A 23,743-nucleotide genomic window follows, 5' to 3' on the forward strand; every position below is an offset into this window, starting at 1 on the left:
CTTCACTATCTGCCAGCGACATGACCGATTCGCGATCCGAATTTCTGACGGTGCGCGGCCTGCGCCACCACGTTCGGCAGTGGGGTACGCCCGGCGCGCCGAAGCTGTTCCTGTTGCACGGGTGGATGGATGTGTCGGCGTCGTTCCAGTTCGTGGCGCAATCGCTGGCGCAACGCTGGCATCTGCTCGCCCCCGACTGGCGCGGCTATGGCCTCACGGACTGGCCGGTTGCCGATGGCCGCAGCGGCAGCTACTGGTTTCCCGACTATCTCGCCGACCTTGAAGCCTTGCTCGACGTCTACACCGAGCCGGGCGAAGCCATCAACCTGATCGGCCACAGCATGGGCGGCAACGTCGCGTGCCTGTATGCCGGGGTTCGGCCGGCGCGGGTGCGACGTCTCGTGAATCTCGAGGGGTTCGGTCTGCCGCCGTCCCAGCCCATCGCGGCCATTCGTCAACTCGGCCGTTGGCTCGACGATTTGCAGAGTGTGCCCACGCTGCGGCCGTACGCCACGCTCGACGACGTGGCAGCGCGGCTGCGCAAGACGAATCCGCGTCTCACACCGGAGCGGGCGGCGTGGCTGGCCCAGCGCTGGGCGCGCCAGGAACGCGACGGGCAATGGCATTTGCTTGCCGATGCGGCGCATAAGATCGCCAATCCGTACCCTTACCGGCTCGATGAGGCCATGGCGGTATGGAGCAACGTGAGCGCGCCGGTGTTGCATGTGGAGGCGACGGATTCGGAAGTGTTGCAACACTTCGTCGGGGCGCAGGGCAAGGAGGTGTTCCGCGAACGTTTCGAGGTCTTTCCGAATTTGACGGAAGTCTTCGTGACCGATGCGGGCCACATGCTGCATCACGATCAACCCGAAGCCGTGGCCCGGTTGATCGATGACTTCTGCCGGGCGTAAGTGCGCGAGCGCGCAGGCGACTCGCGTCGCGTGCACTTGAGCGGTAGAATGAAGCCGTCATTACAACGTCACGCGCCCGTCTCTGGCGGGTCGGACGTGTCACAGCCTGGCGGCTCATCATGCTTAACGCGGATCTTCATTGTCATTCCAAGGTATCGGACGGTACGCTTACACCGTCTGAAGTGGCGCAGGTCGCCTTCGAGGCCGGCGTCGACCTGTGGGCGCTGACCGATCACGATGAGATCGGCGGCCAGCGCGAAGCGCGCGCGGCGGCCGAAGCGCTGGGCATGCGTTATGTGAGCGGCGTGGAGATTTCCATCACGTGGGCCAATCGCACGGTGCATATCGTCGGGCTGAACGTCGACCCCGACAACCCTGCGCTGATCGACGGCCTCGCGGCCACGCGGGGCGGCCGGGCGGCGCGGGCCGAGCAGATGAGCGAGCAACTGGCGGCGGCGGGCATCCCGAACGCGTACGAAGGTGCGCTGCGCTACGTTGGGAATCCCGACCTGATTTCGCGCACGCACTTCGCACGGTATCTGGTGGAGATCGGCAAATGCGCCTCGGTCTCGGATGTCTTCGCGAAGTATTTGGCGGAAGGGCGCCCAGGCTATGTGCCGCACCGCTGGGCGACGCTGGAGGAATCCGTGAAATGGATTCGTGGCGCGGGCGGCGTCGCCGTCGTGGCGCACCCGGGCCGCTACAAATTCTCTCCGCTCGAATTCGGGGTACTGTTTGATCAGTTCCGTGAGTTGGGCGGCGAAGGTATCGAAGTGATTACCGGCAGCCACACGCCGGAGCAGTACCGCGAGTATGCCGATGTCGCGCGCCAGTACGGTTTTCTGGCGTCGCGCGGCTCGGATTTCCATGGACCGACCGAGAGCCGCGCGCTCCTCGGCAAGCTGCCTGCGCTGCCCGACGATCTCACTCCGGTCTGGAACCGCTGGCAGTAACCTTTCGACGCTATGTCGCAATTCTTCCAGATCCATCCGGAAAATCCCCAGTCACGACTCATCAAGCAGGCCGCCCAGATTATCGACAAGGGCGGTATTGTGGCGTTGCCGACCGATTCGAGCTACGCGATTGCGTGTCACATCGACGACAAGCTGGCCGTCGATCGTCTGCGCCGCATCCGCGGCCTCGACGAGAAGCAGATGCTGTCGCTGCTGGTGCGCGATTTGTCGGAACTGGCGGAGTTCGCCATCGTCGACAACCGGCAGTACCGGTTGATCAAAGCGACCACGCCGGGGCCATACGTATTCATTCTCGAAGCGACGAAGGAAGTGCCTCGCCGTCTCTCGCATCCCTCGCGAAAGACCATCGGCCTGCGGGTGCCGGAGCATGCCATCACGCTCGCGCTGCTCGAGGAGCTGGGCCAGCCGCTGCTCGCCACCACGCTGATTCTGCCGGGCGAAACCGAGCCGCTGAACGACCCTGAAGAGATTCGCGAGCGGCTGGAAAAGCAACTGGATCTGGTGATCGACGGCGGCGCTTGTCCGAAAGAGCCGTCGACGGTGATCGATCTGACGGTGACGCCGCCCGAGGTGTTGCGTCGCGGGCGCGGCTCGCTGACGCCGTTCGGGCTGTCGTGACGGGGCATGTCCCGCGAGCTTCGCCATGCACCGTAATACTGGCGCGCGGGTCTGCTTGTTACAATAGCCGGCTATGAATGCAGACCTGATCCAGACCGTTGCCGTCTACGCGCTCCCCGTCCTCTTTGCGATTACGTTGCACGAGGCCGCCCACGGCTACGTCGCGAAATATTTCGGCGACCCCACGGCCTATCTGATGGGGCGTGTGACGCTCAATCCTCTCAAGCACATCGACCCGATCGGTACGGTGCTCGTGCCGCTCGCGCTCTACTTCATGACGAACGGGGCATTCCTGTTCGGTTACGCGAAGCCGGTGCCGGTCGCGTTCGGCAGTCTGCGCAATCCGCGCGTCGATACGATCTGGGTGGCGCTGGCCGGTCCGCTCTGCAACTTCGTTCAGGCGATGCTTTGGGCAGTGTTCGGCCTGGGCCTGCAAGTGGCCGGCGTTCACGAGCCGTTCTTCATGATGATGGCGCAGGCCGGTCTGCTGGTGAATCTCGTGATGTGCATGTTCAACCTGTTTCCGGTGCCGCCGCTCGATGGCGGACGCGTGCTCGTGTCGCTGCTGCCGGCGCGCGCCGCCTACACGCTCTCGCGCTTGGAACCCTACGGCTTTTTCATCGTGATGGCCCTGGTGGTCAGCGGTGTGCTCGGCCGGGTGTGGTTATGGCCGCTCATCCAGTGGGGGCGCGACTTTATCGTCTGGATGCTCACGCCGCTGCTGTCGCTGATTTCCTGAAGTTTTTGCAGAGCAAAACAAGACCATGTACCCCGAACGCGTTTTTTCCGGCATGCGACCGACCGGTCGTCTGCACCTCGGCCACTATCACGGCGTGCTCAAGAACTGGATTCAGCTTCAGTCGGAGTACCCGTGCTATTTCTGCGTGGTCGACTGGCATGCGCTCACCACGCACTACGAAACGCCGGAAGTCATCGAACAGAACGTCTGGGACGTGCTGACCGATTGGCTGGCCGCAGGGATCGATCCGAATCAGGCCACGCTCTTCATTCAGAGCAAGGTGCCTGAGCACGCCGAACTGGCGCTGCTCATCGGCATGAGCACGCCGCTGGGCTGGCTCGAGCGCGTGCCGACGTACAAGGAGCAGATCGAGAAGCTCAAGGAAAAGGACCTCTCGACGTACGGCTTCCTGGGGTACCCGGTACTGATGGCGGCCGACATTCTGCTCTATCGTGCGCTGCACGTGCCGGTGGGTGAGGACCAGGTGCCGCACGTGGAAATGACGCGCGAGATTGCCCGCCGGTTCAACTATCTGTACGGTCGCGAGGCCGGCTTCGAGGAGAAGGCGCTGGCTGCCGCACGAAAGCTTGGCGGCAAGCGCTCGAAGTTGTATCTGGAGCTGCGTACGGCGTATCAGGAGCAGGGGGACGACGAGGCGCTGGAGCAGGCACGCGCGATGCTTTCCGAATCGCAGTCGCTGTCGCTGGGGGACCGCGAGCGGCTCTTCGGTTATCTCGAAGGCACACGCAAGCTGATTCTGGTCGAACCGCAGGCATTGCTCACGCCGGCGTCGCGCATGCCGGGACTCGACGGGCAGAAGATGTCGAAGTCCTATAACAACACCATCGGTCTGCGTGAAGACGCGGAATCGATCACCAAGAAGGTGCGCACCATGCCGACCGATCCGGCACGTGTGCGTCGCACCGATGCGGGCGATCCCGAGAAGTGCCCGGTATGGCAACTGCATCAGGTCTATAGCGACGACGATACCCGCGACTGGGTGCAGAAGGGCTGCCGCAGCGCCGGTATCGGCTGCCTCGAGTGCAAGCAGCCGGTCATTGAGGGCATTCTGCGTGAGCAGCAGCCGATGCTCGAGCGCGCGCAAAAGTACATGGACGATCCGTCGCTGCTGCGCGCCATCGCGGCGGACGGCTGTGAGAAGGCTCGAAAATCCGCGCAGGAGATCATGCGCGATGTGCGCGAAGCCATGGGGCTGCAATATTCATGACGGATGCTGCCGTTCCGGGCACGACGCACGGCGTCGGCGCTCCGTCGCCGTGGCTGGTGCGTTGGGCGCATCTGATTGCGCCGGGCGCGCGTGTGCTCGATCTGGCGTGCGGCCATGGGCGTCACACCCGCTGGCTGGCGGCTCGCGGCGCGCACGTCACCGCTGTCGATCGCGACGAGGCAGCGCTTGCCACGATGTCAATGCTGGAGAACGTCACGACACTGGCCGCCGATCTTGAAGGCGCGCCGTGGCCGTTGGCCGAAGGCGCGACGTTCGATGCGGTCATCGTCACGAACTATCTGCACCGGCCGCTGTTCCCGCACATCGCCGCCAGCGTTGCACCGGGCGGCGTGTTGATTTATGAAACCTTCGCGCGGGGAAACGAAAGGTACGGAAAGCCGTCCAATCCGCTGTTTCTGCTGGCACCCGGTGAATTGCTTGACGCGGCGCGCACGGCGGATCTGCGCGTGACGGCCTTCGAGGATGTCACGTTGCCAGCGCCGCGTGCGGCGTGCGTGCAGCGCTTGTGCGCTATGCGTGCTGCCCCCGGGGAAAACCCCGGCATTGCCGCGCTGTACGAGCCGGCCGCGTAATCCGCTACAATCCACCCTTATCGCTGAATTGTTCGATCAACCATGACTACCCAAACTCCGATTCAAGGCAGTATCGTCGCGATTGTCACGCCGATGGCAGAAGACGGCAGCCTTGACCGAGAAGCACTGCGTAACCTGATCAACTGGCATGTCGACGAAGGCACCGACGGTATCGTGATCGTCGGTACGTCGGGCGAATCGCCGACCGTCAACGTCGAAGAGCATTGCGAACTCATTGAGATCGCCGTGCAGCAAACGGCGGAAGCCGGCAAGTCGCGAGGTCGCAAGGTCCCGGTCATCGCCGGCACGGGCGGCAACTCGACGGCGGAAGCCATCGAACTGACAAAGCATGCGAAGCAGGTCGGCGCCGATGCGTCGCTGCAGGTCGTGCCGTACTACAACAAGCCCACGCAGGAGGGTCAGTACCAGCACTTCCGCGCCATTGCGGAAGCCGTTGAGCTGCCGGTCATCCTCTATAATGTGCCCGGCCGTACCGTGGCAGACGCGAGCAACGATACGCTGCTGCGTCTGGCGCAAGTGCCTGGCATCGTGGGCGTGAAAGACGCCACGGGCAATCTGGATCGCGGCATCGACCTGATCCGGCGTGCCCCGAAGAGCTTCGCCGTGTACAGCGGTGACGACCTGACGGCTGTTGCGCTTATGCTCATGGGCGGTCAGGGTAATATCTCGGTCACTGCCAACGTGGCACCGCGTGCGATGCACGAGCTGTGCGTCGCTGCGCTGGCCGGCAATGTGGCCAAGGCACGGGAACTGCAATTCCAGTTGTTTGAACTGCACCGTGCCATGTTCGTCGAAGCCAATCCGATCCCCGTGAAGTGGGCGCTGCAACAGATGGGCATGATCGCGTCGGGCATCCGCCTGCCGCTCACGCCGCTTGCGCAGGCGTATCAAGACACGGTGCTGGGTGCTCTCAAGTCGGCCAACATCGCCGTTGTCTAAGCTGTCGTTCAAGCACCCGGGTTCGATTGCCCACCCTTTTTTTGCGACTCATGAAACGAATCGTCAGTAATTCCGTAGCTCGTCCCGTGCTGGCATGGGCCGCTATTGCCTCGTTGGCCCTCGTCGCCGGATGCAGTTCCCTCTCGAGTGCCTTGTCCTCCGATAAGGTGGACTACAAAAGCTCGAAGACCGGCCCCTCGCTCGACGTTCCGCCGGATCTGACGAACGTTCAGGCCACCGATCGCAAGTACGTGTCGCCGGCCGGCACCGCAACGCTGTCGACCTACGAGACGCAGCAGAAGGTCGTTGCAGCAAATCCGACGGACACCGTTTTGCCGGCCGTGCCGGGCATGAAGGTCGTGCGCGACGGCAACGAGCGCTGGCTGGTGATTCAGAAGGCGCCGGGCGATCTGTGGCCGACGCTGCGTGAATTCTGGCAAGAGAACGGCTTCGTGCTGACGATCGATTCGCCTGACACGGGTGTGATGGAAACCGACTGGGCGGAGAATCGCGCCAAGCTGAATCAGGACATCATCCGCGATCTGCTTGGCAAGGTTATGGACGGTCTGTACTCGACCGGCGAACGCGACCGCTTCCGTACCCGTGTGGAACGCGACCCGAACGGCGGCACGGACGTGTACATTACGCACCGCCGCATGGTGGAAGTGTTCACGAACGCGCAGAAGGACACGACCAAGTGGGAGCCGGCACCGAACGATCCGGGTCTCGAGGCGATCTTCCTGACCAAGCTCATGCAACGCTTCGGCGCACAGACGGAGCAAGCTCAGGCGCAGGTCGAGGGTGCCAAGTCCGGCGTGCCGACGAGCCAGGTCGTGAAGACGGCGGATGCGGCCTATCTTGACATCAACGAGCCGTTCGATCGCGCATGGCGTCGTGTCGGTGTGGCGCTCGATCGCGGTAACTTCACTGTGGACGATCGCGACCGCGCCAAGGGGTTGTACTTCGTGAGCTACGTCGATCCGGCATCGCTCGCCAAGGACAATGGCTTCTTCTACAGCCTGTTCCATGCGAAGGAAGTGCAGGACGCCAAGAAGGCCAAGAAGTACAGCGTGAACGTACAGGGTCGCGGCGACAGCCAGACGCGTGTGCAAGTGCTCGACGACAAGGGTAACGTCGACAACTCGCAGATCGCACAGACGATCATCGGCGTGATCAGCAACCAGCTCCGTTAAGGCGGGGCGTGCGGTTCGCCAGTTTAGGCAGCGGCAGCGAAGGTAATGCCCTGCTGGTGGAGGCGTCGGAAGGCGTCTCCACGACACGCATTCTCCTCGATTGCGGTTTCTCGATGCGTGAGGTCGAGCGGCGTCTGACGGCGCGCTCGATCGACGTGGCGTCGCTCGACGCCATCGTCATCACGCATGAGCACGCCGACCACATTGGCAGTGCCCTTTCCCTCACGCGCAAGTACCGGATCCCGCTCATCATGAGTTGGGGAACGGGGCAGGCCGTCAAAGTCCACGCGACGCTCAAGCCGGGTGACGACGCGCTCGTGCGCTGGTGCCGCTCTGACGAGCGGCTGGCAGTGGGGGATATCGAGCTTCATCCGTACACCGTGCCTCACGACGCGCGCGAGCCGCTTCAGTTTGTGTTTTCCGACGGCGCACGCCGCTTGGGGGTGCTCACGGATGCCGGATGTCCGACCGCGCATTTGATCGCCACGCTCGGTGGCTGCGATGCCTTGGTGCTCGAATGCAATCACGACCGCGAGATGCTGGCCAACAGCAAGTATCCCCCGTCACTCAAAGCGCGGATTGGCGGCATCTATGGCCATCTGGCGAACGAGGCGGCCGCGGAGATTCTGGGGGCGATCGACAGGGCGAAGTTGCAGCGTGTGATTTGTGCGCATTTGAGCGAGCAAAACAACACGCCCGAGCTGGCCATGGCGGCGATGTCGGCTGTTATCGGTGCCGAGGCGACGGAGATCCTGGTGGCAACGCAGGCCGGCGGTTTTGATTGGCTGACGTGCTAGCTAGTGGCTTCGGCGCCGCATGACGGCGGTCTGAGGGCGGTCTGAGGGGGTAGGGTGCCCGAGGCGGGGAGGCGGGCGCGAAAGATGCGAAACCCAGGAACAACAAAAAAGCCGGTCGAAAGACCGGCTTTTTTTGCTCAACTGCCTTGCGGCAGCGAGAGCTTACTTGCTGGCAGCAGCGTCAGCAGCCGAAGCAACGGCGTCAGCAGCAGCACCAGCAGCCGAAGCGACCGTGTCAGCAGCAGCGCCGGCAGCCGAAGCAGCCGAATCAGCAGCAGCGCCAGCAGCCGAAGCAGCGTCCGAAGCAGCAGCAGCGGCCGAAGCAGCAACGTCAGCAGCCGGAGCAGCGGCTTCTTCCTTCTTGCCGCAGGCGGTCAGGGCGATAGCCAACAACGAAGCGACGAGGAGAGACTTCTTCATGATCACGTCCTTTTATGGTAGAAGACAAGCGAATGAATATTAGTTACGGTAATACGCTCTTGCCAGCGCAAAGCCGATTGCGAGCCTGTGGCAATTGAGGATTACCCTTGGTCATGCAAGCTGCTTGGCGAGAAATTATATTGGGTTTTCCCCAACGCGTCACGTCAATCTCGCGCATTTACCCCGCTTTTTTCCTTACAGCGCGCAACTTTCGCACGGTCTTCGAGTCGGGTTCGAGTTGCAGCCATCCCGAAGCATACCAATCGTACAGAATTTCAACGATTTCTTGGCCATTTTGCTCGAAATTCGCACATTCTTCCGCATTCAGCCTGCGCTGATCGGCAATGCGCCGTAACGTCGATCGCGCACTGACGGGGACTTCGAGCGGCTCGCCATTGACGTAGTATCGGTTGCGTCGATACAACAATTGCGTCTTGGGCGAGAGCGCAATACCCCGCAATGACGCCTCCCGAACGAAACGAGCTTGCGAAAGCGGGGCTTCCGGCGGGTCGAAAAACACATGCGACTTCGGTTCGCTCAACCAGCGCCCAAGGAAGTCTGCGACCTCTTTTTGCCCCCATCGCACTTTCTCGAGTTGCGACGCGAGGGTGTCGATCATGGCATCGGGCAACGCGGCAGGATGCTTGACGGCAGATTGCGACGGATCGGCGTATCGGCCAGCGAAATGGCGCGCGAAAGGCAATTCCGCGGCGTTCTCTGCAAGGTAGTACAGGAAGTTCTGAAGCATCTCCTGCTCGAGCGGCGCGCGAAAACCAATCGAGTACGTCATGCACTCGCCGTCGGCGACACCGTCATGCGCATAGCCCGGCGGCAGATACAGCATGTCGCCCGGTTCCAGCACCCATTCCTCTTCGGCTTCGAAGTGCTTCAGGATGCGCAATGGCACGCCCTCTAGCCAGGTGGTGTCGCGTTGCGGCCCGATGCGCCAGCGTCGCTTGCCATGCGCTTGCAGCAGAAAGACGTCGTAGGAGTCGAGGTGCGGGCCGACGCCGCCGCCGTCGGTGGCGTAGCTGATCATCACGTCGTCAAGACGAGCGTCGGGAATGAAGCGAAACTGTTGCATGAGCGCGTCAACCGCCGGCGCGTGCAGGTTCACGCCTTGCACGAGAAGTGTCCACTGCTTGCGCGTCAGCGGTGGCAGATCGTCGGCATCGAATGGGCCATGCTCGAGTTGCCACCGCTTGCGTGCATGGCTGATGAGTCGCGACTCGACGTCGTCCTGCGCGGCGAGCGCGAACAGCGCCTCGCGCGAGAGCGGCGCGGTGAAACCGGGAATCGCTTGCCGGATGAGTAGCGGGCGCTTGTGCCAGTAGCGCTTCATGAAGGCGTCGGGCGCGAGGCCGCCGAGCAGCGGTGATGTGGGGCGGAGTGTCGTCATGCGTTGATCGAAGCGTTAAAAGTGTCGGCAGCAAGTGACGGCAGCGAGTGATGGCGTCTCCGGTCATCCGATGGCCGCCTGCGCGCAGGCGCGAGGTGCGGGACCGGTGCGATGCCAACGCGCTGTGCGTTCATTGGCGTGCCTCGGTGAGGCCTCGGGTCGTTGCCGGATCGCTGTCATACGCCTGCGCGTATAATGCGGGCTGTTTTCCGGAGAGTTTGATGAAGATCGAAAAGAATACCGTCGTCTCGGTGACTTACAAGTTGTCGGACGCTCAGGGCAACCTGATCGAAGAAAGCGGCGCCGAGCCGATGGTCTATCTGCACGGCGGCTATGATGGCACGTTCCCCAAGATCGAGGAAGCGCTCGATGGCCAGGACGTCGGCTATGAGACCCAACTGCAACTGGAACCGGCTGACGCGTTCGGCGACTACGATTCCGAGCTGGTCAAGATCGAAGAGCGTAGCCGTTTCCCGGAGCCGCTCGAAGCTGGCATGCAGTTCGAAGGCACGCCGGAAGATGGCGACGAAGAGTCCGATACGCTGATCTACACGGTGACGGACGTTGCCGATGACAAGGTCGTGCTCGACGGCAATCATCCGCTTGCCGGCATGGCATTGCGTTTCGAGCTGAAGGTGACTGACGTGCGTCAGGCGACGGAAGAAGAAATCGAGCACCAGCACGCGCATGGCGCGTCGGGTCTCGAGGTCGTCGACGAAGACGAAGACGACGCGCCCACGCTGCACTAAGCTATCGGCAGTCGCACTGCCGCCTGACGGCAAGGCAGGCGGCGCACGACATGTGAGCGGTATGGTGACATTCGCCGGGTACGGCGCATTGCATAATGCGATGCGCCGTACCCGGCGTTTGCATTTGAGGGGCGTGCTTAGTGACTGTGTGCCGCAGGGTGTGCGGTTGCGCCTGGCTGGCGCGCGGGGCCGATGGGCGTGACCCCCTGATTGGGGTCCGGGCTCACCGAGCTGGCGCCGGAGGCAAGACCGGACGCCGGGTAGAGGGCGGAGTAGGGCGCAGCGTGAGGCATGGCACCCGGAGCGGGTGCGGTGGTGCCAGATGTTCGGCCCGGCTCAGGATTCGGCGGGACGACCGCCGCCGGCGTCACGCCGCCGCTGCGCTGAGTTCTTGGCGCCGCCGCGCTATTGGCAGGGAGCGCCACACTCTCGAAACGGAACAGTTGCGCAGTACGCGGATCGATGCGCACGCGTACCCAACGATTTGCTGTCGGGGAGCCGTAACTGCTCAACTGCGTGAACGACTTGACCGGCGTGCCGTGAGCGTCACGCAGCGGTTGCGTGTGACGCATCGTCTTGCCGCTGTCGATCAGCAGGATCGGCCCCTTGAAGCGGCTGGCGAGTCTCTGCAGTTGCGTGCGGAAATCCTTGTAGCCATCAACGCCGCGCCGTCCGGACCGTTCCGAGAAAATGCCGCTCAGACCGCCGCTGCGCACCGGTTCGAACTCCGGGTCGGCCTGCGCAACGATGACCATGCCGATCGCATCCTTCTGCTGTGCGTAGACGGCCGCATGCTGCAACCAGACACGCGTCGCAATGACCCGGTCTTCGTATTCGCCGTTGCGTCCCCCGGCTGTGCGGTAGTTATTGTTGTTGCCGGGAAGATTCAGGCCGACGAACACTACGCCGCGATAGAACCATCGCACGTTCTCGTGGTACTGGCGAAAGCGCGCCATTTCGCTTTGACGGGTCAGATCGAACTGCGCATAACCCACAGGCCCCGGGCCTAGCAGCGCATCGTCGTCGAACGCGTGATCTCGGAGAAAGTCGAGACGCTCCACGGGGTTGTAGCCCCCGTCGGTTGCGCGCTGGCAATCGGCCCAATCGTTCGCACCGGGTACGTAAATGAGCGGCTTGGGAGCGCTGGCGAGAAGGCTCAGGCGTTGCGTGATGAGTTCGTCGCGACACGACTCGGTGACGCCTTTGAGATTGCCCGCATGCACGATGAATGCGGCCTGCGTGTCGCCGATGTTGGCCAGCACGCTGCGCACCGCCGGCACCTCGGTATTGCCGAACGGGATATTGCCGAGCACGGCAAATTCGAACGGCGGCGGTTTCGGCGGGCTTTGTGCGGCTGCCTTCGCCGCGGGTTTCGCGTTACCTGGCGCCGCCGCCGTCGATGTCGAACCCGTCGCCAACGCAAGTGCCACGAGGCACGCGGCCAGCAAGCCGGTGCCGGTGTGGCGAGGCGCGCGCAAGCGGCGCAGCGTCGGCATGAGTGCTCAGCCGTTCGCGCGGCCTTGCATCAGGCCTCGCAGTTCATACAGCAGGTCGAGGGCTTCGCGAGGGCGAAGATCGTCCGGATCGATTTGCGCCAGACGCGCCAGCGCGGCCTCGGCCGCTGGATCGAGTGCGGCGGCGCCATGTGTCGCCTGAAGTGCAACTGCGCTATCTGACGCGTCATCGAGATCGTCCTCGAGGTCATCTTCGATCGGCGCTCGCGCCGCGAACAGGTCGAGCTGCGGTGCGGCCGGATCGAGCGCCTGCTGTTCGAGCAACGCAAGATGCTTGCGCGCCGCGCGTATGACCGGCATCGGCACCCCGGCGAGTTGGGCGACCTGCAAGCCGTAGCTCTGGCTCGCGGGGCCGTCCTGAACCGCGTGCAGGAACACGATGCCTTCGCCATGCTCCACGGCCGACAGGTGCACGTTCGCGCATTGCGGGAACTCTTCGGGAAGCTGGGTCAGCTCGAAATAGTGTGTCGCGAACAAGGTGTAGCAGCGGTTGTGACCGAGCAGATGCCGCGCAATCGCCCAGGCGAGCGCGAGGCCGTCGAACGTCGATGTGCCGCGTCCGATCTCGTCCATCAGCACGAGACTCTGGTCGGTCGCCGTATGCAGAATGGCCGCCGATTCGGTCATCTCGACCATGAACGTCGAACGCCCGCCCGCAAGGTCATCCGACGCGCCGATACGCGTGAAGATGGCGTCGAGCGGCCCGAGGCGCACGGCCTCGGCGGGCACGTAGCAGCCTACGTAAGCGAGCAGGGCGATCAGCGCGGTCTGACGCATGAACGTCGACTTACCGCCCATGTTCGGGCCGGTGATGAGCAGCAGGCGGCGGGCATCGCCCAGCGAACAATCGTTGGCGATGAAGCGCTCCACCTGTTGCTCGACGACCGGGTGGCGGCCCTGACGAATGTCGACCACGCGATCTTCCACCAACTCGGGCTTCACCCAGCCCAGCGTCTCGGCACGCTCGGCCAGTGCGGCGAGAACATCCAACTGCGCGAGCGCCTGCGCAATGCGCTTGAACTCGGTGATGTGCGGCAACAGTGTTTGCAGCAGCGCGTCGTAAAGTAGCTTTTCCCGAGCGAGCGAACGCTCCTGCGCGGACAGCGCCTTGTCTTCGAACGTTTTCAGCTCGGGCGTGATGTAGCGCTCGGCATTCTTGAGGGTCTGGCGGCGGCGATAGTCGTCGGGCACCTTGTCGGTCTGGCCGCGCGTGACTTCGATATAGAAGCCGTGAACCTTGTTGAACTCGACGCGCAAATTGTTGATGCCGGTGCGTGCCCGCTCACGTGTTTCCAGATCGACGAGGAACTGCCCGCAGTTCTCCGAGATGTCGCGCAATTCGTCGAGGTCGGCGTCGTACCCCCGTGCAATGACGCCACCGTCTCGCACCATTGCCGCCGGTTCTTCGGCAATGGCGCTCGTGAGCAGCGCGAGGGCGGCATCGGGAATCGCGAGGTCTTCGTGCAGGATCGCGAGCAGCGGCGAGCCCGCTTCGACGGCGCGCAGCGTCGTGTGCAGTTCAGGCAGGCGGCGCAGCGCATCGCGCAGGCTCGACAGATCGCGCGGACGCGCCGTGAGTAGTGCCAGACGTGCCGTAATCCGTTCGACATCCGCGACATGCCGCAATTCGCTGTTCAGCGCGCGCCATGCGCCGGGGCCTTCGAGCAGCGTAGCGATAGCCAGTTGGCGCGACTGCGGCACTTGCTGATCACGCATCGGGTGATGGAGCCAGTGGCGCATCAGGCGGCTGCCCATGGTGGTGCCGCAAGTGTCGAGCAGCGAGAGCAGCGTCGGCGATTCGGTGCCGCGCAGCGTTTCGGTGAGCTCGAGATTACGCCGGGTGGCGGCGTCCAGGCCAATATAGGCGGCTTCCCGCTCCACGTTCAGACTTTGCACATGACGCAGCGACTGGCCCTGCGTGGCGGCTGCGTACTGCAGCAGCGCGCCGGCCGCGCCTAGCGCCGGGTTCAGACCGTCGCAGCCGAAGGCCGTCAGGCTGGCAACACCCAGTTGATCGCGCAGACGCTGCGTGCCGGCGGCCGTGTCGAAATGCCAGTCGGGCACGCGGGTGGTGGTGCCGAGGGAAAAGCCCTCGAACGCTTCGAGTGCGCTGTCCGGCACGAGCGTCTCGGCCGGGCGGATGCGCTCCAGTTCGCGCGGCAGCTTGTCGGCGGCCACTTCCATGAGGCGCAGTTCGCCGCTGGCGAGCGACAGCCAGGCGAGGCCGGCCATGCGCTCACTCGCGCGCCTCGCCGGGGGCATCTGCACGGCAAGCAAATACTGATCGACCTTGTCGCTGAGGAGGGCGGCGTCGGTGAGTGTGCCGGGGGTGACGATGCGCACGACCTTGCGCTCGACCGGACCCTTGGACGTGGCCGGGTCGCCGATCTGCTCGCAGATGGCGACCGATTCGCCGAGCTTGACCAGTTTGCCGAGATATTGCTCCACGGCGTGATGCGGAACACCGGCCATGCGGATCGGCTGTCCGCCGGACTGGCCACGCGCGGTGAGCGTGAGGTCGAGCAGGCGTGCCGCCTTGGCCGCGTCGTCATGGAACAGCTCGTAGAAGTCGCCCATGCGATAGAAGACAAGCATGTTCGGATGCTCGGCCTTGATGCGCGTGTACTGCTGCATCATCGGCGTCATCGGTGCGGCGGAGACAGGGGCGGGAGTCGCTTGGGTGCTCGTCATGAATGAATTCGGGTCGGGCGAGTCGGGTCACGATGCCCCCGGCGGGCTAGGCCTGACGGGAGGATCTCACGGAGAGCCGGCATGCGGCATGCCGGTTTGCACCATCGTGGCGCGTTGGATGCGCAATTTTACGACGGGTTTGACACGCGCCGTCATGCGATGTGCTGCGATGTCGCCTTCGGGTGCCGGTGCGCATGTCACATGAAGGCAGCGAATTTTGCTCAAGTTTCCCGAAAATGTGCCGTTTCGGGTGGTAAGCTCTCGCAAAAATTACCAAAAAAGCAGCACAAGCTACTCTCGTACGGGCCAGCATGGTGAAGTCGTTGAAGGGACGAGTCGCGTTGGCGACAGCGCTCGTCTCGATGATATTGATCGTCGGTGTGGCCGTCGGTATCGAGTTTTTCGTCTATGGGGAATTGCGAAGCTCGATGCAGGCGCAGCTCGACACGCAGGTCAACCTCGTTGCCGATCAGCTCGACGACAAATTGCGTACGAAGTTTGTCGCATTGCATCGGATGTCCCGCAATATCGGCGATCCCTATGCCATGACGCCCGCGCAGTTCGATGCTTTTTCCAGCATGTCGGTGTCGATGCCGGAAACGTTCAACACGATTTTCGTGGCCGCGTCTGACGGCCGTATTCTCTACGACTCGACGTTCGCCGCCACGCCCTTCAATATTGCCGACCGCGATTACTTCCGGCAGTTGCTGGCAGGCGCCCCGCAGGCGGTTTCCAACGTGATCGCGGGCAAGATCACGAGTTCGCCGGGCATCGTACTCGCCGTGCCCATCACCGATGCAAAGGGCAAGGTGACGGCCGTGATCGGCGGGGCGGTCAATCTGCTTCGCCAGAATTTCATCGTCGATCTGGCGAGCAATACCGTTGGCGAGACCGGACGTTACTGCCTGATTACCAACGAGAACCCGGCACGCTATGTGATTCAGGCGGACGTGACCAAGATTCTCACGCCCGTGGGGCCGGTGCAGACGCTATGTGGCATACGCGACCCCGACTCGCACGACATCGTTCACATGCATCCGCTTGTCGCGCGCGCTCCCATGGCGACGACCGGTTGGTCGGTCGTGGCGGTCGTGCCCGGCGCCGAGGCCTTCGATCCGCTCGCCCGGGTGCGGCGCCGCATGATCATGCTCGCGATTGCCGCCATTGGCATTGCGGCATTTGCGATGTGGTGGATGGCGCGGCGCATGCTGCGTCCGCTCGACACCCTGCGAGACCTCGTGGAGCGCAGCGCCGGCGATATGCGTGCGGTGCAATCGTTGCCGGTGCAGCGTGCCGACGAGATCGGGGCGCTCGCGAACTCGTTTCGCGGCATGATGGAGCGCCTGGGCGATCGCACGGAAGCGCTGGAGATGTCGCGCGAAGCGGCACGCGCGAATGTGCGCCGCATGCAGGAGATCGCAGACCGTGTACCGTATCTGGTGGCGTTTCTCGACGGCGACCAGCGCTTTGCGTTCGTGAACCGGGCATGCGAATTGCGACTGCGCCACTCGCGTGATCGCATTCTCGGCGCGACGGCGCGCGAGTTGCTCGGCCCGTCGCTTTATCGTGAATTTTCCCCCTACCTGTCGCGGGCATTCGCGGGCGAGGCTGCCACCTTTGTCTGGGATTTTGGTGAAGACGCCGCGTATCGATGCTTCGAGGTGAATTATCAGCCGGAATGGGCAACGCCAAACGTGCTCGCTGGCGTTCATCTTTTCGTGCGCGATATCACGATCGAGCGCACGAACGAGCGGCGCCTGCGGCGTGAATCGCACACTGATCATCTGACCGGGTTGCTCAATCGCAAAGGTTTCGATCAGGCGCTGGCCGGCGCGGTGCGGCGTGCGCGCGAAGGGGCCGGCGCGCAGGCGCTGTTGTTCGTCGATCTGGATCGCTTCAAGGCGGTCAATGACACCTGGGGCCATGCGCTGGGTGACGAACTGTTGCGGCGACTGGCCAAACGGCTTGTGGCGAGCGTGCGCGAGAGCGATGCCATCGCCCGTTTCGGCGGCGACGAATTTGCCGTCATCATGGCGGACGTTCAGGATGTCGTCGATGTCGAGCGCACGGCGATGTCGATTCTCGATCTGGCGTCGCGGCCAATGGTGCTCTCTGCCGGCGAGGTCGTCGTGGGCGCTTGTGTCGGCGTGGCGATGGTCGCGCGCGGAGAGGACAAAACGCCAGGCATGTTGTTCGAAGCCGCCGACCGTGCGTTGTACAACGCGAAACACGGCGGGCGCGGGCGCTTCGTGCTCAGCGACGGCGACTCCGGCAGCTCAGGGTAAGCGGGCGCTCACCGTAGCAGCGCGATGCCCGGCGGATGTGGGGCGGATGTCGGGCGGATGTCGGGCGGCAGGTGTCGGCGTTTGTCATGAGCGCGGCACTTGTGTGGGGCGCTGCGCATTAGGCAACGGCAATCGGACGCGCCGTTGCGATGAGCTTCTGTGAAGTTACGAGCGTGAGTTGTCTGACGCACAATGAGCGACGCCGTTCGTCGGTGGCTCAGTGCGGTCGACGGATACGGCGCGGGGCAGTCTTCACACAGGAGGCGGGCATGAAACTTGAGGGCGGACGAAGCCGGACAACAGCGCGGGCGGCTTCCGACGCAGGGTGGCGCGAAGCAGGCGCGCGCCGTGAGCCACCGCGGGCATCGCATCGGGAGCCGCGTCTGCGGCAGGGTACCGGTGAGCGCGAAGACAGGCCGAGGCATCTGAGTTTGTCGGTTCGCGAAAACGAAGTGTTTCACATGCTGGTCGACGGCCTGGCCGTCAATGAAATCGCTCATGCCTTGCATTCGAGCGAGCGAACGATTGCAGCACACGTCACACACATTCTGCACAAACTCGCGCTTGACGATAGTGCAGAGCTGATCGGCTACGCGATTCGTCACGGGCTGATCGACGAAGGGGGGGAGGGCATCGCCTGACTGTTCTCCCGGGGCGGGCGTCGCAGGCTTGCCCCGAACAGCCGGCTCCCTCCTTTTGGGGCTAATCCGGCGCGTCGCGCAAGGTTGTCACGATTGCCCGCGACGCGCCTGTCAACTGGCCGGCGGGAAATTGAATCCTGTCGCGCGAACGACCTGCGGTCACTTTGCCAGCGCACCGCGAACGTCCCGAATAATCCTGATTGATCCCGAAAGCGGACCGGGGCCGCGTCGACGGCCAACACGATTGCGCTGGCGATGATAAGGTACCGGCTCGACACAATTTTCACTGAGGGTGCGTGTCCATTGCGCGTGTGCATCGGTGCGCGGCGCAGGCATCACTCTCGCGACCCTAACGAGACGGGCGGCCCGCACTGATGCGAAGGCGTCGCCCCGAGACCCGAGGACAGACACGATGAAGGCAATCGAGATCACCCAGTATGGCGCACCGGAAGTGCTCAAGCCCACCGAGCGGCCGCGCCCCGAGCTCAAGCCGGGCGAGGTGCTTATCAAGGTGACGGCGTCGGGCGTGAACCGCCCGGACGTGCTTCAGCGCATCGGGCAGTACCCCGTGCCGCCGGGTGCGTCCGATTTGCCCGGACTCGAAGTGGCCGGCGAAATCGTCGAGGGCGCGCTCGATGGTGCCGACAATCGCTGGGGGCTGAAGGTCGGCTCGCGGGTGTGCGCACTGGTGCAGGGCGGTGGCTATGCCGAGTACTGCGCCGCACCGCTCGGGCAGGTGCTTCCGGTGCCGCAAGGATTGTCGGACGTGGAGGCGGCATCGCTGCCGGAAACGTTCTTCACGGTGTGGAGCAACGTGTTCGATCGGGCGCGTCTTGGCGAGACCGAGGCGGGCGAGAAGGAGACGCTGCTGGTGCAAGGTGGTACGAGCGGCATCGGCGTGACGGCGATCCAGCTTGGCGTGGCGCTCGGCCATCGCGTGTTCGCGACCGCCGGCTCTGACGAGAAGGCCCGTGCGTGCGAAGCGCTCGGCGCGGAGCGGGGTATCAATTACAAGACGGAAGATTTCGTGGCGATCGCCAAGGAACTCACCAAGGATCGCGGCGTGGATGTCGTGCTCGATATGGTGGGCGGCGATTATCTGCCGCGTGAAGTGCAGGCGCTGGCCTTCGATGGCCGCATCGCCATCATCGCGCTGCTCGGCGGAAGCAAGGCAACGCTCGATATGGGGGCGCTCCTGCGCCGCCGTCTGACGGTGACTGGCTCGACGCTGCGCCCGCGCTCGGTTGCCTTCAAGGCGGCGATCGCCCAGAACCTGTACGAAAAGGTTTGGCCGTTGTTTGCAGCAGGCAAAATTCGTCCGGTGATTTATCAGACGTTCCCGGCCGAACAAGCGGACAAAGCCCATGCCTTGATGGAAACCAGCACGCACGTCGGCAAGATCGTGCTGACCTGGTAAGCACGCCTGCGTCGAATGGCGGTGTGAATCCGCGTGAAATGCGCATTTCATGCGGATTTGCACGTTAGAAGACCGTCGAAATTGACCCCCATGCCCCGGACGCACTAGAATGAGAGGTTTTTCGTCCATACGCATTGGGGGATAAGGCGTGACAACTGGTACCGCAGCTTCGGCTCGCACCATCAGCCGTAAGGCTGGCAAGCTCGTCGTGGGCAATTGGAAACTGCATGGCAGTCTGGCCGGCAACGAGGCGCTTCTGGGCGACCTGCTGGCATCGCCGGTGCTGAGTGCGCCGGGCGTGATCGCCGCCGTATGTGTGCCGTTCCCCTATCTCGCGCAATGCCAGAGCCGCCTCTCGGGGCAGGTGTTGGGCTTTGGTGCGCAGGATGTTTCCGCGCAGGTCGCGGGCGCCTTTACGGGCGAAGTCGCCGCACCGATGATCGCTGAGTTTGGCGCGCAGTTCGTGATCGTCGGGCACTCGGAGCGTCGCACGTACCATGCCGAGACCGATGCGAATGTCGCCGCCAAGACGTTGCGCGTGCTCGATGCGGGCATGACGCCGATCGTGTGCGTGGGCGAGACGCTTGCAGAGCGTGAAGCCGGTGAGACGAAGGCTGTGGTGACGCGTCAGCTCGAAGCGGTGCTCGCGGCGCTGACGGCGGAGCAGGCTGCGCAGATCGTCGTCGCTTACGAGCCGGTCTGGGCGATCGGCACGGGCAAGACGGCGACATCAGCCGAGGCGCAGGAAGTGCATGCCCATCTGCGTTCGCTGTTGCGGGCGAAGGGTGAGGCGGTAGCGGATGTGGCGGTGTTGTACGGCGGCAGTGTGAAGCCGGACAACGCGGCCGAGTTGTTCTCGATGACGGACGTCGATGGTGGTCTGATCGGCGGCGCGGCATTGAAGGCAGCCGATTTTCTGGCGATTTGCGAGGCAGGTTTGTCGCGCTGAAGCCAATGCCATTCTTTTTAATGGCATGAAATAGTCATGATGCGGTGCACCAAAATGCACTGCAAATCGGATTCTTCTATACGGGTGATGAGATGGGGTTGTTGAAAACGTTGTTGATCGTGGTGCAGGTGCTTTCCGCGCTGGGCATCATCGGTCTGGTGTTGCTTCAGCATGGCAAGGGCGCCGACATGGGCGCTGCATTCGGTAGTGGTTCGTCGGGCAGTCTCTTCGGTGCATCGGGTTCCGCGAACTTCCTGTCGCGTACCACGGCAGCCCTGGCGGCCGTATTCTTTGTGACCACGCTGGGTCTCACGTATCTCGGTTCGTATAAGCCGGCGGCAAACATCGGTGTCCTTGGTAATTTGCCTGCCGCGACTTCGCCGGTCACGGCGTCGGCGCCTGCTGCGGCAAGTGTTCCGGCAGCGGCTTCGGCGGCTAATCCGCAGGACGTGCCCAAGTAATTGGCAAGGCGTTTGTGACAAGTAATAAGCTGTAAAGAAAATCGAAAAAAAATCGATTTGTGCATTGAACAAAATGCTGAAGAGCGCTACTATAGCGGTCTTGAAGCGATTCGTAAGTGACAGCGGATTGCAGACTATGAATGCCGACGTGGTGAAATTGGTAGACACGCTATCTTGAGGGGGTAGTGGCGAAAGCTGTGCGAGTTCGAGTCTCGCCGTCGGCACCACAGTTCTACGATGCCAGCCTTGCGTTTATGCTTTGGCTGGCATTTTATTTTGTGCTCACCGTTCATCCGCTTTCCGGTCCCCACGCCATCGACGAGAGCGGTTCTTTGAACTAACCGAAAGAGGGTAGAGTTGAACCTCGGAACCTATTATCCCGTCCTGCTGTTTCTTCTGGTAGGTGGCGGTCTTGGGGCGGTACTGATTGGGGTTGGTAAATTCCTCGGCCCCAACAAACCCGACAGCGAAAAACTCTCTCCGTACGAGTGCGGCTTCGAGGCTTTCGAAGACGCGCGCATGAAGTTCGATGTGCGCTACTATCTCGTCGCCATCCTTTTCATCCTGTTCGATCTCGAAACGGCATTCCTGTTTCCGTGGGGCGTGGCCCTGCGCGATATCGGCTGGGTGGGCTTTATCTCCATGATGGGTTTCCTGCTTGAACTGCTCGTCGGTTTCGTGTTCCTGTGGAAGCGCGGTGCGCTTGACTGGGAATAAGACCGTCAACGTATTTGGCAGCATTGCAGAAGGATTCAGGGTAAGCATATGAGCATCGAAGGGGTTTTGCGCGAAGGGTTCGTCACCACCACGGCTGACAAACTCATCAACTGGACGCGCACGGGTTCGCTTTGGCCGATGACGTTCGGCCTCGCGTGCTGTGCCGTTGAAATGATGCACGCTGGCGCGGCGCGTTACGATCTGGACCGGTTTGGCGTGGTGTTCCGCCCGAGCCCGCGTCAGTCGGACGTGATGATCGTGGCCGGCACGCTGTGCAACAAGATGGCGCCCGCGCTGCGCAAGGTGTACGACCAGATGGCCGAGCCGCGTTGGGTGATCTCGATGGGGTCGTGTGCCAACGGCGGCGGCTACTATCACTATTCCTACTCGGTGGTGCGCGGTTGCGATCGCATCGTGCCAGTCGACGTCTACGTGCCGGGCTGTCCGCCGACGGCCGAGGCGCTCGTCTACGGCATCATCCAGTTGCAGTCGAAGATTAAGCGGACTGCGACGATCGCGCGTAAATAACCGCTACCGCCCATGTCTAAATTAGAACAACTCAAGACCACCCTGCAAAACGTGCTCGGCACCCGTGCCGAGCAGTTGGTGGAAGCCCTCGACGAGCTGACGTTGACCGTCAAGGCAAGTGACTATCTCGAAGTGGCGCGCACGCTGCGCGACCATCCCGAGCTGAAGTTCGAGCAACTGATGGATGTTGCCGGCCTGGACTATTCGGCATATGGCGATGGTGCCTACGACGGCCCGCGCTACGCCGCCGTCTCGCATCTGCTCTCGCTCACCCACAACTGGCGTCTGCGTGTGCGCGTGTTCGCACCGGACGACGATCTGCCGGTCGTGGCGTCGCTGATCGATCTGTGGAGTTCGGCCAACTGGTTCGAGCGTGAAGCCTTCGATCTGGTCGGTGTCGTGTTCGAAGGGCACCCGGATCTGCGCCGTATTCTGACGGACTACGGTTTCATCGGTCACCCGTTCCGCAAGGACTTCCCGACGTCCGGTTACGTCGAGATGCGTTACGACCCGGAACAGAAGCGAGTGATCTACCAACCGGTGACGATCGAGCCGCGCGAAATTACGCCGCGCATCATCCGCGAAGAGCATTACGCCGGTCTGAAACATTAAGGTGGCCTTGTGGCAGACATCAAGAACTACACCCTGAACTTCGGTCCGCAGCACCCGGCAGCGCACGGCGTGCTGCGCCTGGTGCTCGAGCTGGACGGCGAAGTGATCCAGCGCGCCGATCCGCACATCGGCCTGCTGCACCGTGCGACCGAAAAGCTCGCCGAATCGAAGACGTTCCTGCAATCCGTGCCGTACATGGATCGTCTCGATTATGTGTCGATGATGTGCAACGAGCACGCATACGTCATGGCGATCGAAAAGCTGCTCGGCGTTGACGTGCCGATTCGCGCACAATACATCCGCGTGATGTTCGACGAAATCACGCGGGTTTTGAATCACCTGATGTGGATCGGTTCCCACGCACTCGATGTGGGCGCGATGGCGGTGTTCCTGTACGCCTTCCGTGAGCGCGAAGACCTGTTCGACGTGTACGAAGCCGTTTCGGGTGCGCGTATGCACGCGGCTTACTACCGTCCGGGCGGTGTATATCGCGATCTGCCGGACTCGATGCCGAAGTATCGTGCGTCGAAGTTCCACAACGAGCGGGCGATCAAGAAGATGAACGAAGCGCGCGAAGGCTCGCTGCTGGACTTCATCGAAGATTTTGCGATCCGCTTCCCGAAGTGTGTCGACGAGTACGAAACGCTGCTCACCGACAACCGTATCTGGAAGCAGCGTCTGGTGGGTATCGGCGTGGTGTCGCCCGAGCGTGCGATGCAGCTGGGCTTTTCCGGCGCGATGCTGCGCGGCTCGGGTATCGCCTGGGATCTGCGCAAGAAGCAGCCGTACGAAGTGTACGACCGCCTCGAGTTCGATATTCCGGTGGGTAAGGAAGGCGACTGTTACGACCGTTATCTGGTGCGCGTGGAAGAAATGCGCCAGTCGGCCAGCCTGATCCGCCAGTGCGTGAAGTGGCTGCGTGCCAACGAAGGTCCGGTGATTACGGACAATCACAAGGTAGCGCCTCCTTCGCGTGTCGAAATGAAGTCGAACATGGAAGAGCTGATTCACCACTTCAAGCTCTTCACCGAAGGCTTCCACGTGCCCGCCGGCGAGACATATGCCGCCGTCGAGCACCCGAAGGGCGAGTTCGGCATCTATCTGGTGTCGGACGGTGCCAACAAGCCGTACCGCCTGAAGATTCGCGCGCCGGGCTTCGCCCACCTTTCTGCGCTCGACGAGATGGCTAAGGGTCACATGATTGCAGATGCGGTCGCAATCATCGGTACCCAGGACATCGTGTTCGGCGAGATCGATCGCTAAATGCGCAGCGGGCGCCTCAGGCGCCCGCAAGTTTTAATGCGGCAGGGTTTCGCAGGTCGATGCCATTGCCGTTCCAGTTGCCGT

Annotated in this window: 23 protein-coding genes and 1 tRNA gene; 20 read left to right on the plus strand and 4 right to left on the minus strand. The window is 62.8% G+C overall.

Features of this window, described 5'->3' with window-relative positions; genetic code table 11:
- Window positions 1-20: 20 nt before the first annotated feature.
- The 9 genes from PBR20603_RS08870 to PBR20603_RS08910 all read left to right on the plus strand — a co-directional run bounded on the left by PBR20603_RS08870 (window position 21) and on the right by PBR20603_RS08910 (window position 8,013).
- Window positions 21-911 (plus strand): alpha/beta fold hydrolase, encoded by an 891-nt coding sequence (locus PBR20603_RS08870; protein WP_150559176.1) that lies wholly within the window; start codon window positions 21-23, stop codon window positions 909-911.
- Between the two features lie 119 nt (window positions 912-1,030).
- On the plus strand, window positions 1,031-1,864 hold the full coding sequence (locus tag PBR20603_RS08875; RefSeq protein WP_150559177.1) for a 3',5'-nucleoside bisphosphate phosphatase: 834 nt from the start codon (window positions 1,031-1,033) through the stop codon (window positions 1,862-1,864).
- A gap of 12 nt (window positions 1,865-1,876) precedes the next feature.
- Window positions 1,877-2,503: an L-threonylcarbamoyladenylate synthase gene (locus tag PBR20603_RS08880; protein ID WP_150559178.1), complete on the plus strand. Its 627-nt coding sequence runs from the start codon at window positions 1,877-1,879 to the stop codon at window positions 2,501-2,503.
- 73 nt (window positions 2,504-2,576) lie between these two features.
- Complete coding sequence (locus PBR20603_RS08885; RefSeq protein WP_150559179.1) at window positions 2,577-3,242, plus strand: site-2 protease family protein; 666 nt, start codon at window positions 2,577-2,579, stop codon at window positions 3,240-3,242.
- Between the two features lie 25 nt (window positions 3,243-3,267).
- Window positions 3,268-4,470, plus strand: coding sequence for a tryptophan--tRNA ligase (locus tag PBR20603_RS08890; protein WP_150559180.1), 1,203 nt, complete (start codon window positions 3,268-3,270; stop codon window positions 4,468-4,470).
- Window positions 4,467-5,063 (plus strand): class I SAM-dependent methyltransferase, encoded by a 597-nt coding sequence (locus tag PBR20603_RS08895; RefSeq protein ID WP_150559181.1) that lies wholly within the window; start codon window positions 4,467-4,469, stop codon window positions 5,061-5,063. Before PBR20603_RS08890 ends, PBR20603_RS08895 begins: the two co-directional genes overlap by 4 nt.
- Window positions 5,064-5,105: 42 nt before the next feature.
- The gene (dapA, locus tag PBR20603_RS08900; RefSeq protein WP_039373642.1) at window positions 5,106-6,023 is read left to right on the plus strand and encodes a 4-hydroxy-tetrahydrodipicolinate synthase; all 918 of its coding nucleotides are present in this window, start codon (window positions 5,106-5,108) and stop codon (window positions 6,021-6,023) included.
- A gap of 50 nt (window positions 6,024-6,073) precedes the next feature.
- The gene (bamC, locus tag PBR20603_RS08905) at window positions 6,074-7,216 is read left to right on the plus strand and encodes an outer membrane protein assembly factor BamC (RefSeq protein WP_150559182.1); all 1,143 of its coding nucleotides are present in this window, start codon (window positions 6,074-6,076) and stop codon (window positions 7,214-7,216) included.
- Window positions 7,217-7,224: 8 nt separating this feature from the next.
- Window positions 7,225-8,013, plus strand: a complete 789-nt coding sequence (locus tag PBR20603_RS08910; RefSeq protein WP_150559183.1) for an MBL fold metallo-hydrolase — start codon at window positions 7,225-7,227, stop codon at window positions 8,011-8,013.
- Window positions 8,014-8,175: 162 nt separating this feature from the next.
- On the opposite strand, the gene PBR20603_RS24105 is transcribed toward PBR20603_RS08910, so the two are convergent.
- Together PBR20603_RS24105 and PBR20603_RS08920 are read right to left on the minus strand one after the other, a co-directional pair.
- Entirely contained in the window at window positions 8,176-8,433 is a 258-nt protein-coding gene (locus tag PBR20603_RS24105) for a hypothetical protein (protein ID WP_174977852.1), read from the minus strand.
- 178 nt (window positions 8,434-8,611) lie between these two features.
- On the minus strand, window positions 8,612-9,832 hold the full coding sequence (locus tag PBR20603_RS08920) for a ribosomal protein uL16 3-hydroxylase (RefSeq protein ID WP_150559185.1): 1,221 nt from the start codon (window positions 9,830-9,832) through the stop codon (window positions 8,612-8,614).
- Between the two features lie 221 nt (window positions 9,833-10,053).
- Here PBR20603_RS08920 and PBR20603_RS08925 point away from each other — a divergent pair, with 221 nt between their 5' ends.
- Window positions 10,054-10,581, plus strand: coding sequence for an FKBP-type peptidyl-prolyl cis-trans isomerase (locus PBR20603_RS08925; protein ID WP_150559186.1), 528 nt, complete (start codon window positions 10,054-10,056; stop codon window positions 10,579-10,581).
- A gap of 137 nt (window positions 10,582-10,718) precedes the next feature.
- Here the strand turns inward: PBR20603_RS08925 and PBR20603_RS08930 are convergent, their stop codons facing one another.
- Together PBR20603_RS08930 and mutS are read right to left on the minus strand one after the other, a co-directional pair.
- Window positions 10,719-12,077 (minus strand): hypothetical protein, encoded by a 1,359-nt coding sequence (locus PBR20603_RS08930; RefSeq protein ID WP_150559187.1) that lies wholly within the window; start codon window positions 12,075-12,077, stop codon window positions 10,719-10,721.
- A 6-nt stretch (window positions 12,078-12,083) separates the two neighbouring features.
- Complete coding sequence (mutS, locus tag PBR20603_RS08935; RefSeq protein ID WP_150559188.1) at window positions 12,084-14,786, minus strand: DNA mismatch repair protein MutS; 2,703 nt, start codon at window positions 14,784-14,786, stop codon at window positions 12,084-12,086.
- A gap of 311 nt (window positions 14,787-15,097) precedes the next feature.
- Here mutS and PBR20603_RS08940 point away from each other — a divergent pair, with 311 nt between their 5' ends.
- From PBR20603_RS08940 to PBR20603_RS08985, 10 genes are all read left to right on the plus strand, one after another.
- Window positions 15,098-17,071, plus strand: a complete 1,974-nt coding sequence (locus PBR20603_RS08940; RefSeq protein WP_150559189.1) for a sensor domain-containing diguanylate cyclase — start codon at window positions 15,098-15,100, stop codon at window positions 17,069-17,071.
- 431 nt (window positions 17,072-17,502) lie between these two features.
- A complete protein-coding gene (locus PBR20603_RS24110) occupies window positions 17,503-17,712 on the plus strand; it encodes a response regulator transcription factor (protein ID WP_174977853.1) in 210 nt (69 codons plus the stop codon).
- A gap of 412 nt (window positions 17,713-18,124) precedes the next feature.
- Complete coding sequence (locus PBR20603_RS08950; protein WP_150559191.1) at window positions 18,125-19,129, plus strand: NAD(P)H-quinone oxidoreductase; 1,005 nt, start codon at window positions 18,125-18,127, stop codon at window positions 19,127-19,129.
- Between the two features lie 181 nt (window positions 19,130-19,310).
- Complete coding sequence (gene tpiA, locus PBR20603_RS08955) at window positions 19,311-20,078, plus strand: triose-phosphate isomerase (RefSeq protein ID WP_150559385.1); 768 nt, start codon at window positions 19,311-19,313, stop codon at window positions 20,076-20,078.
- A 92-nt stretch (window positions 20,079-20,170) separates the two neighbouring features.
- Window positions 20,171-20,539, plus strand: coding sequence for a preprotein translocase subunit SecG (gene secG, locus PBR20603_RS08960; protein WP_150559192.1), 369 nt, complete (start codon window positions 20,171-20,173; stop codon window positions 20,537-20,539).
- Between the two features lie 142 nt (window positions 20,540-20,681).
- Window positions 20,682-20,766, plus strand: a tRNA-Leu gene (locus tag PBR20603_RS08965).
- 130 nt (window positions 20,767-20,896) lie between these two features.
- Window positions 20,897-21,256, plus strand: coding sequence for an NADH-quinone oxidoreductase subunit A (locus tag PBR20603_RS08970; RefSeq protein WP_010807414.1), 360 nt, complete (start codon window positions 20,897-20,899; stop codon window positions 21,254-21,256).
- Window positions 21,257-21,304: 48 nt separating this feature from the next.
- Window positions 21,305-21,784: a NuoB/complex I 20 kDa subunit family protein gene (locus PBR20603_RS08975; protein WP_010807413.1), complete on the plus strand. Its 480-nt coding sequence runs from the start codon at window positions 21,305-21,307 to the stop codon at window positions 21,782-21,784.
- A gap of 12 nt (window positions 21,785-21,796) precedes the next feature.
- Window positions 21,797-22,396 (plus strand): NADH-quinone oxidoreductase subunit C, encoded by a 600-nt coding sequence (locus PBR20603_RS08980; protein WP_150559193.1) that lies wholly within the window; start codon window positions 21,797-21,799, stop codon window positions 22,394-22,396.
- 9 nt (window positions 22,397-22,405) lie between these two features.
- The gene (locus PBR20603_RS08985) at window positions 22,406-23,659 is read left to right on the plus strand and encodes an NADH-quinone oxidoreductase subunit D (protein ID WP_150559194.1); all 1,254 of its coding nucleotides are present in this window, start codon (window positions 22,406-22,408) and stop codon (window positions 23,657-23,659) included.
- Window positions 23,660-23,743 lie beyond the last annotated feature (84 nt).

This window comes from Pandoraea bronchicola (assembly GCF_902459805.1).
GTDB lineage: Bacteria > Pseudomonadota > Gammaproteobacteria > Burkholderiales > Burkholderiaceae > Pandoraea > Pandoraea bronchicola.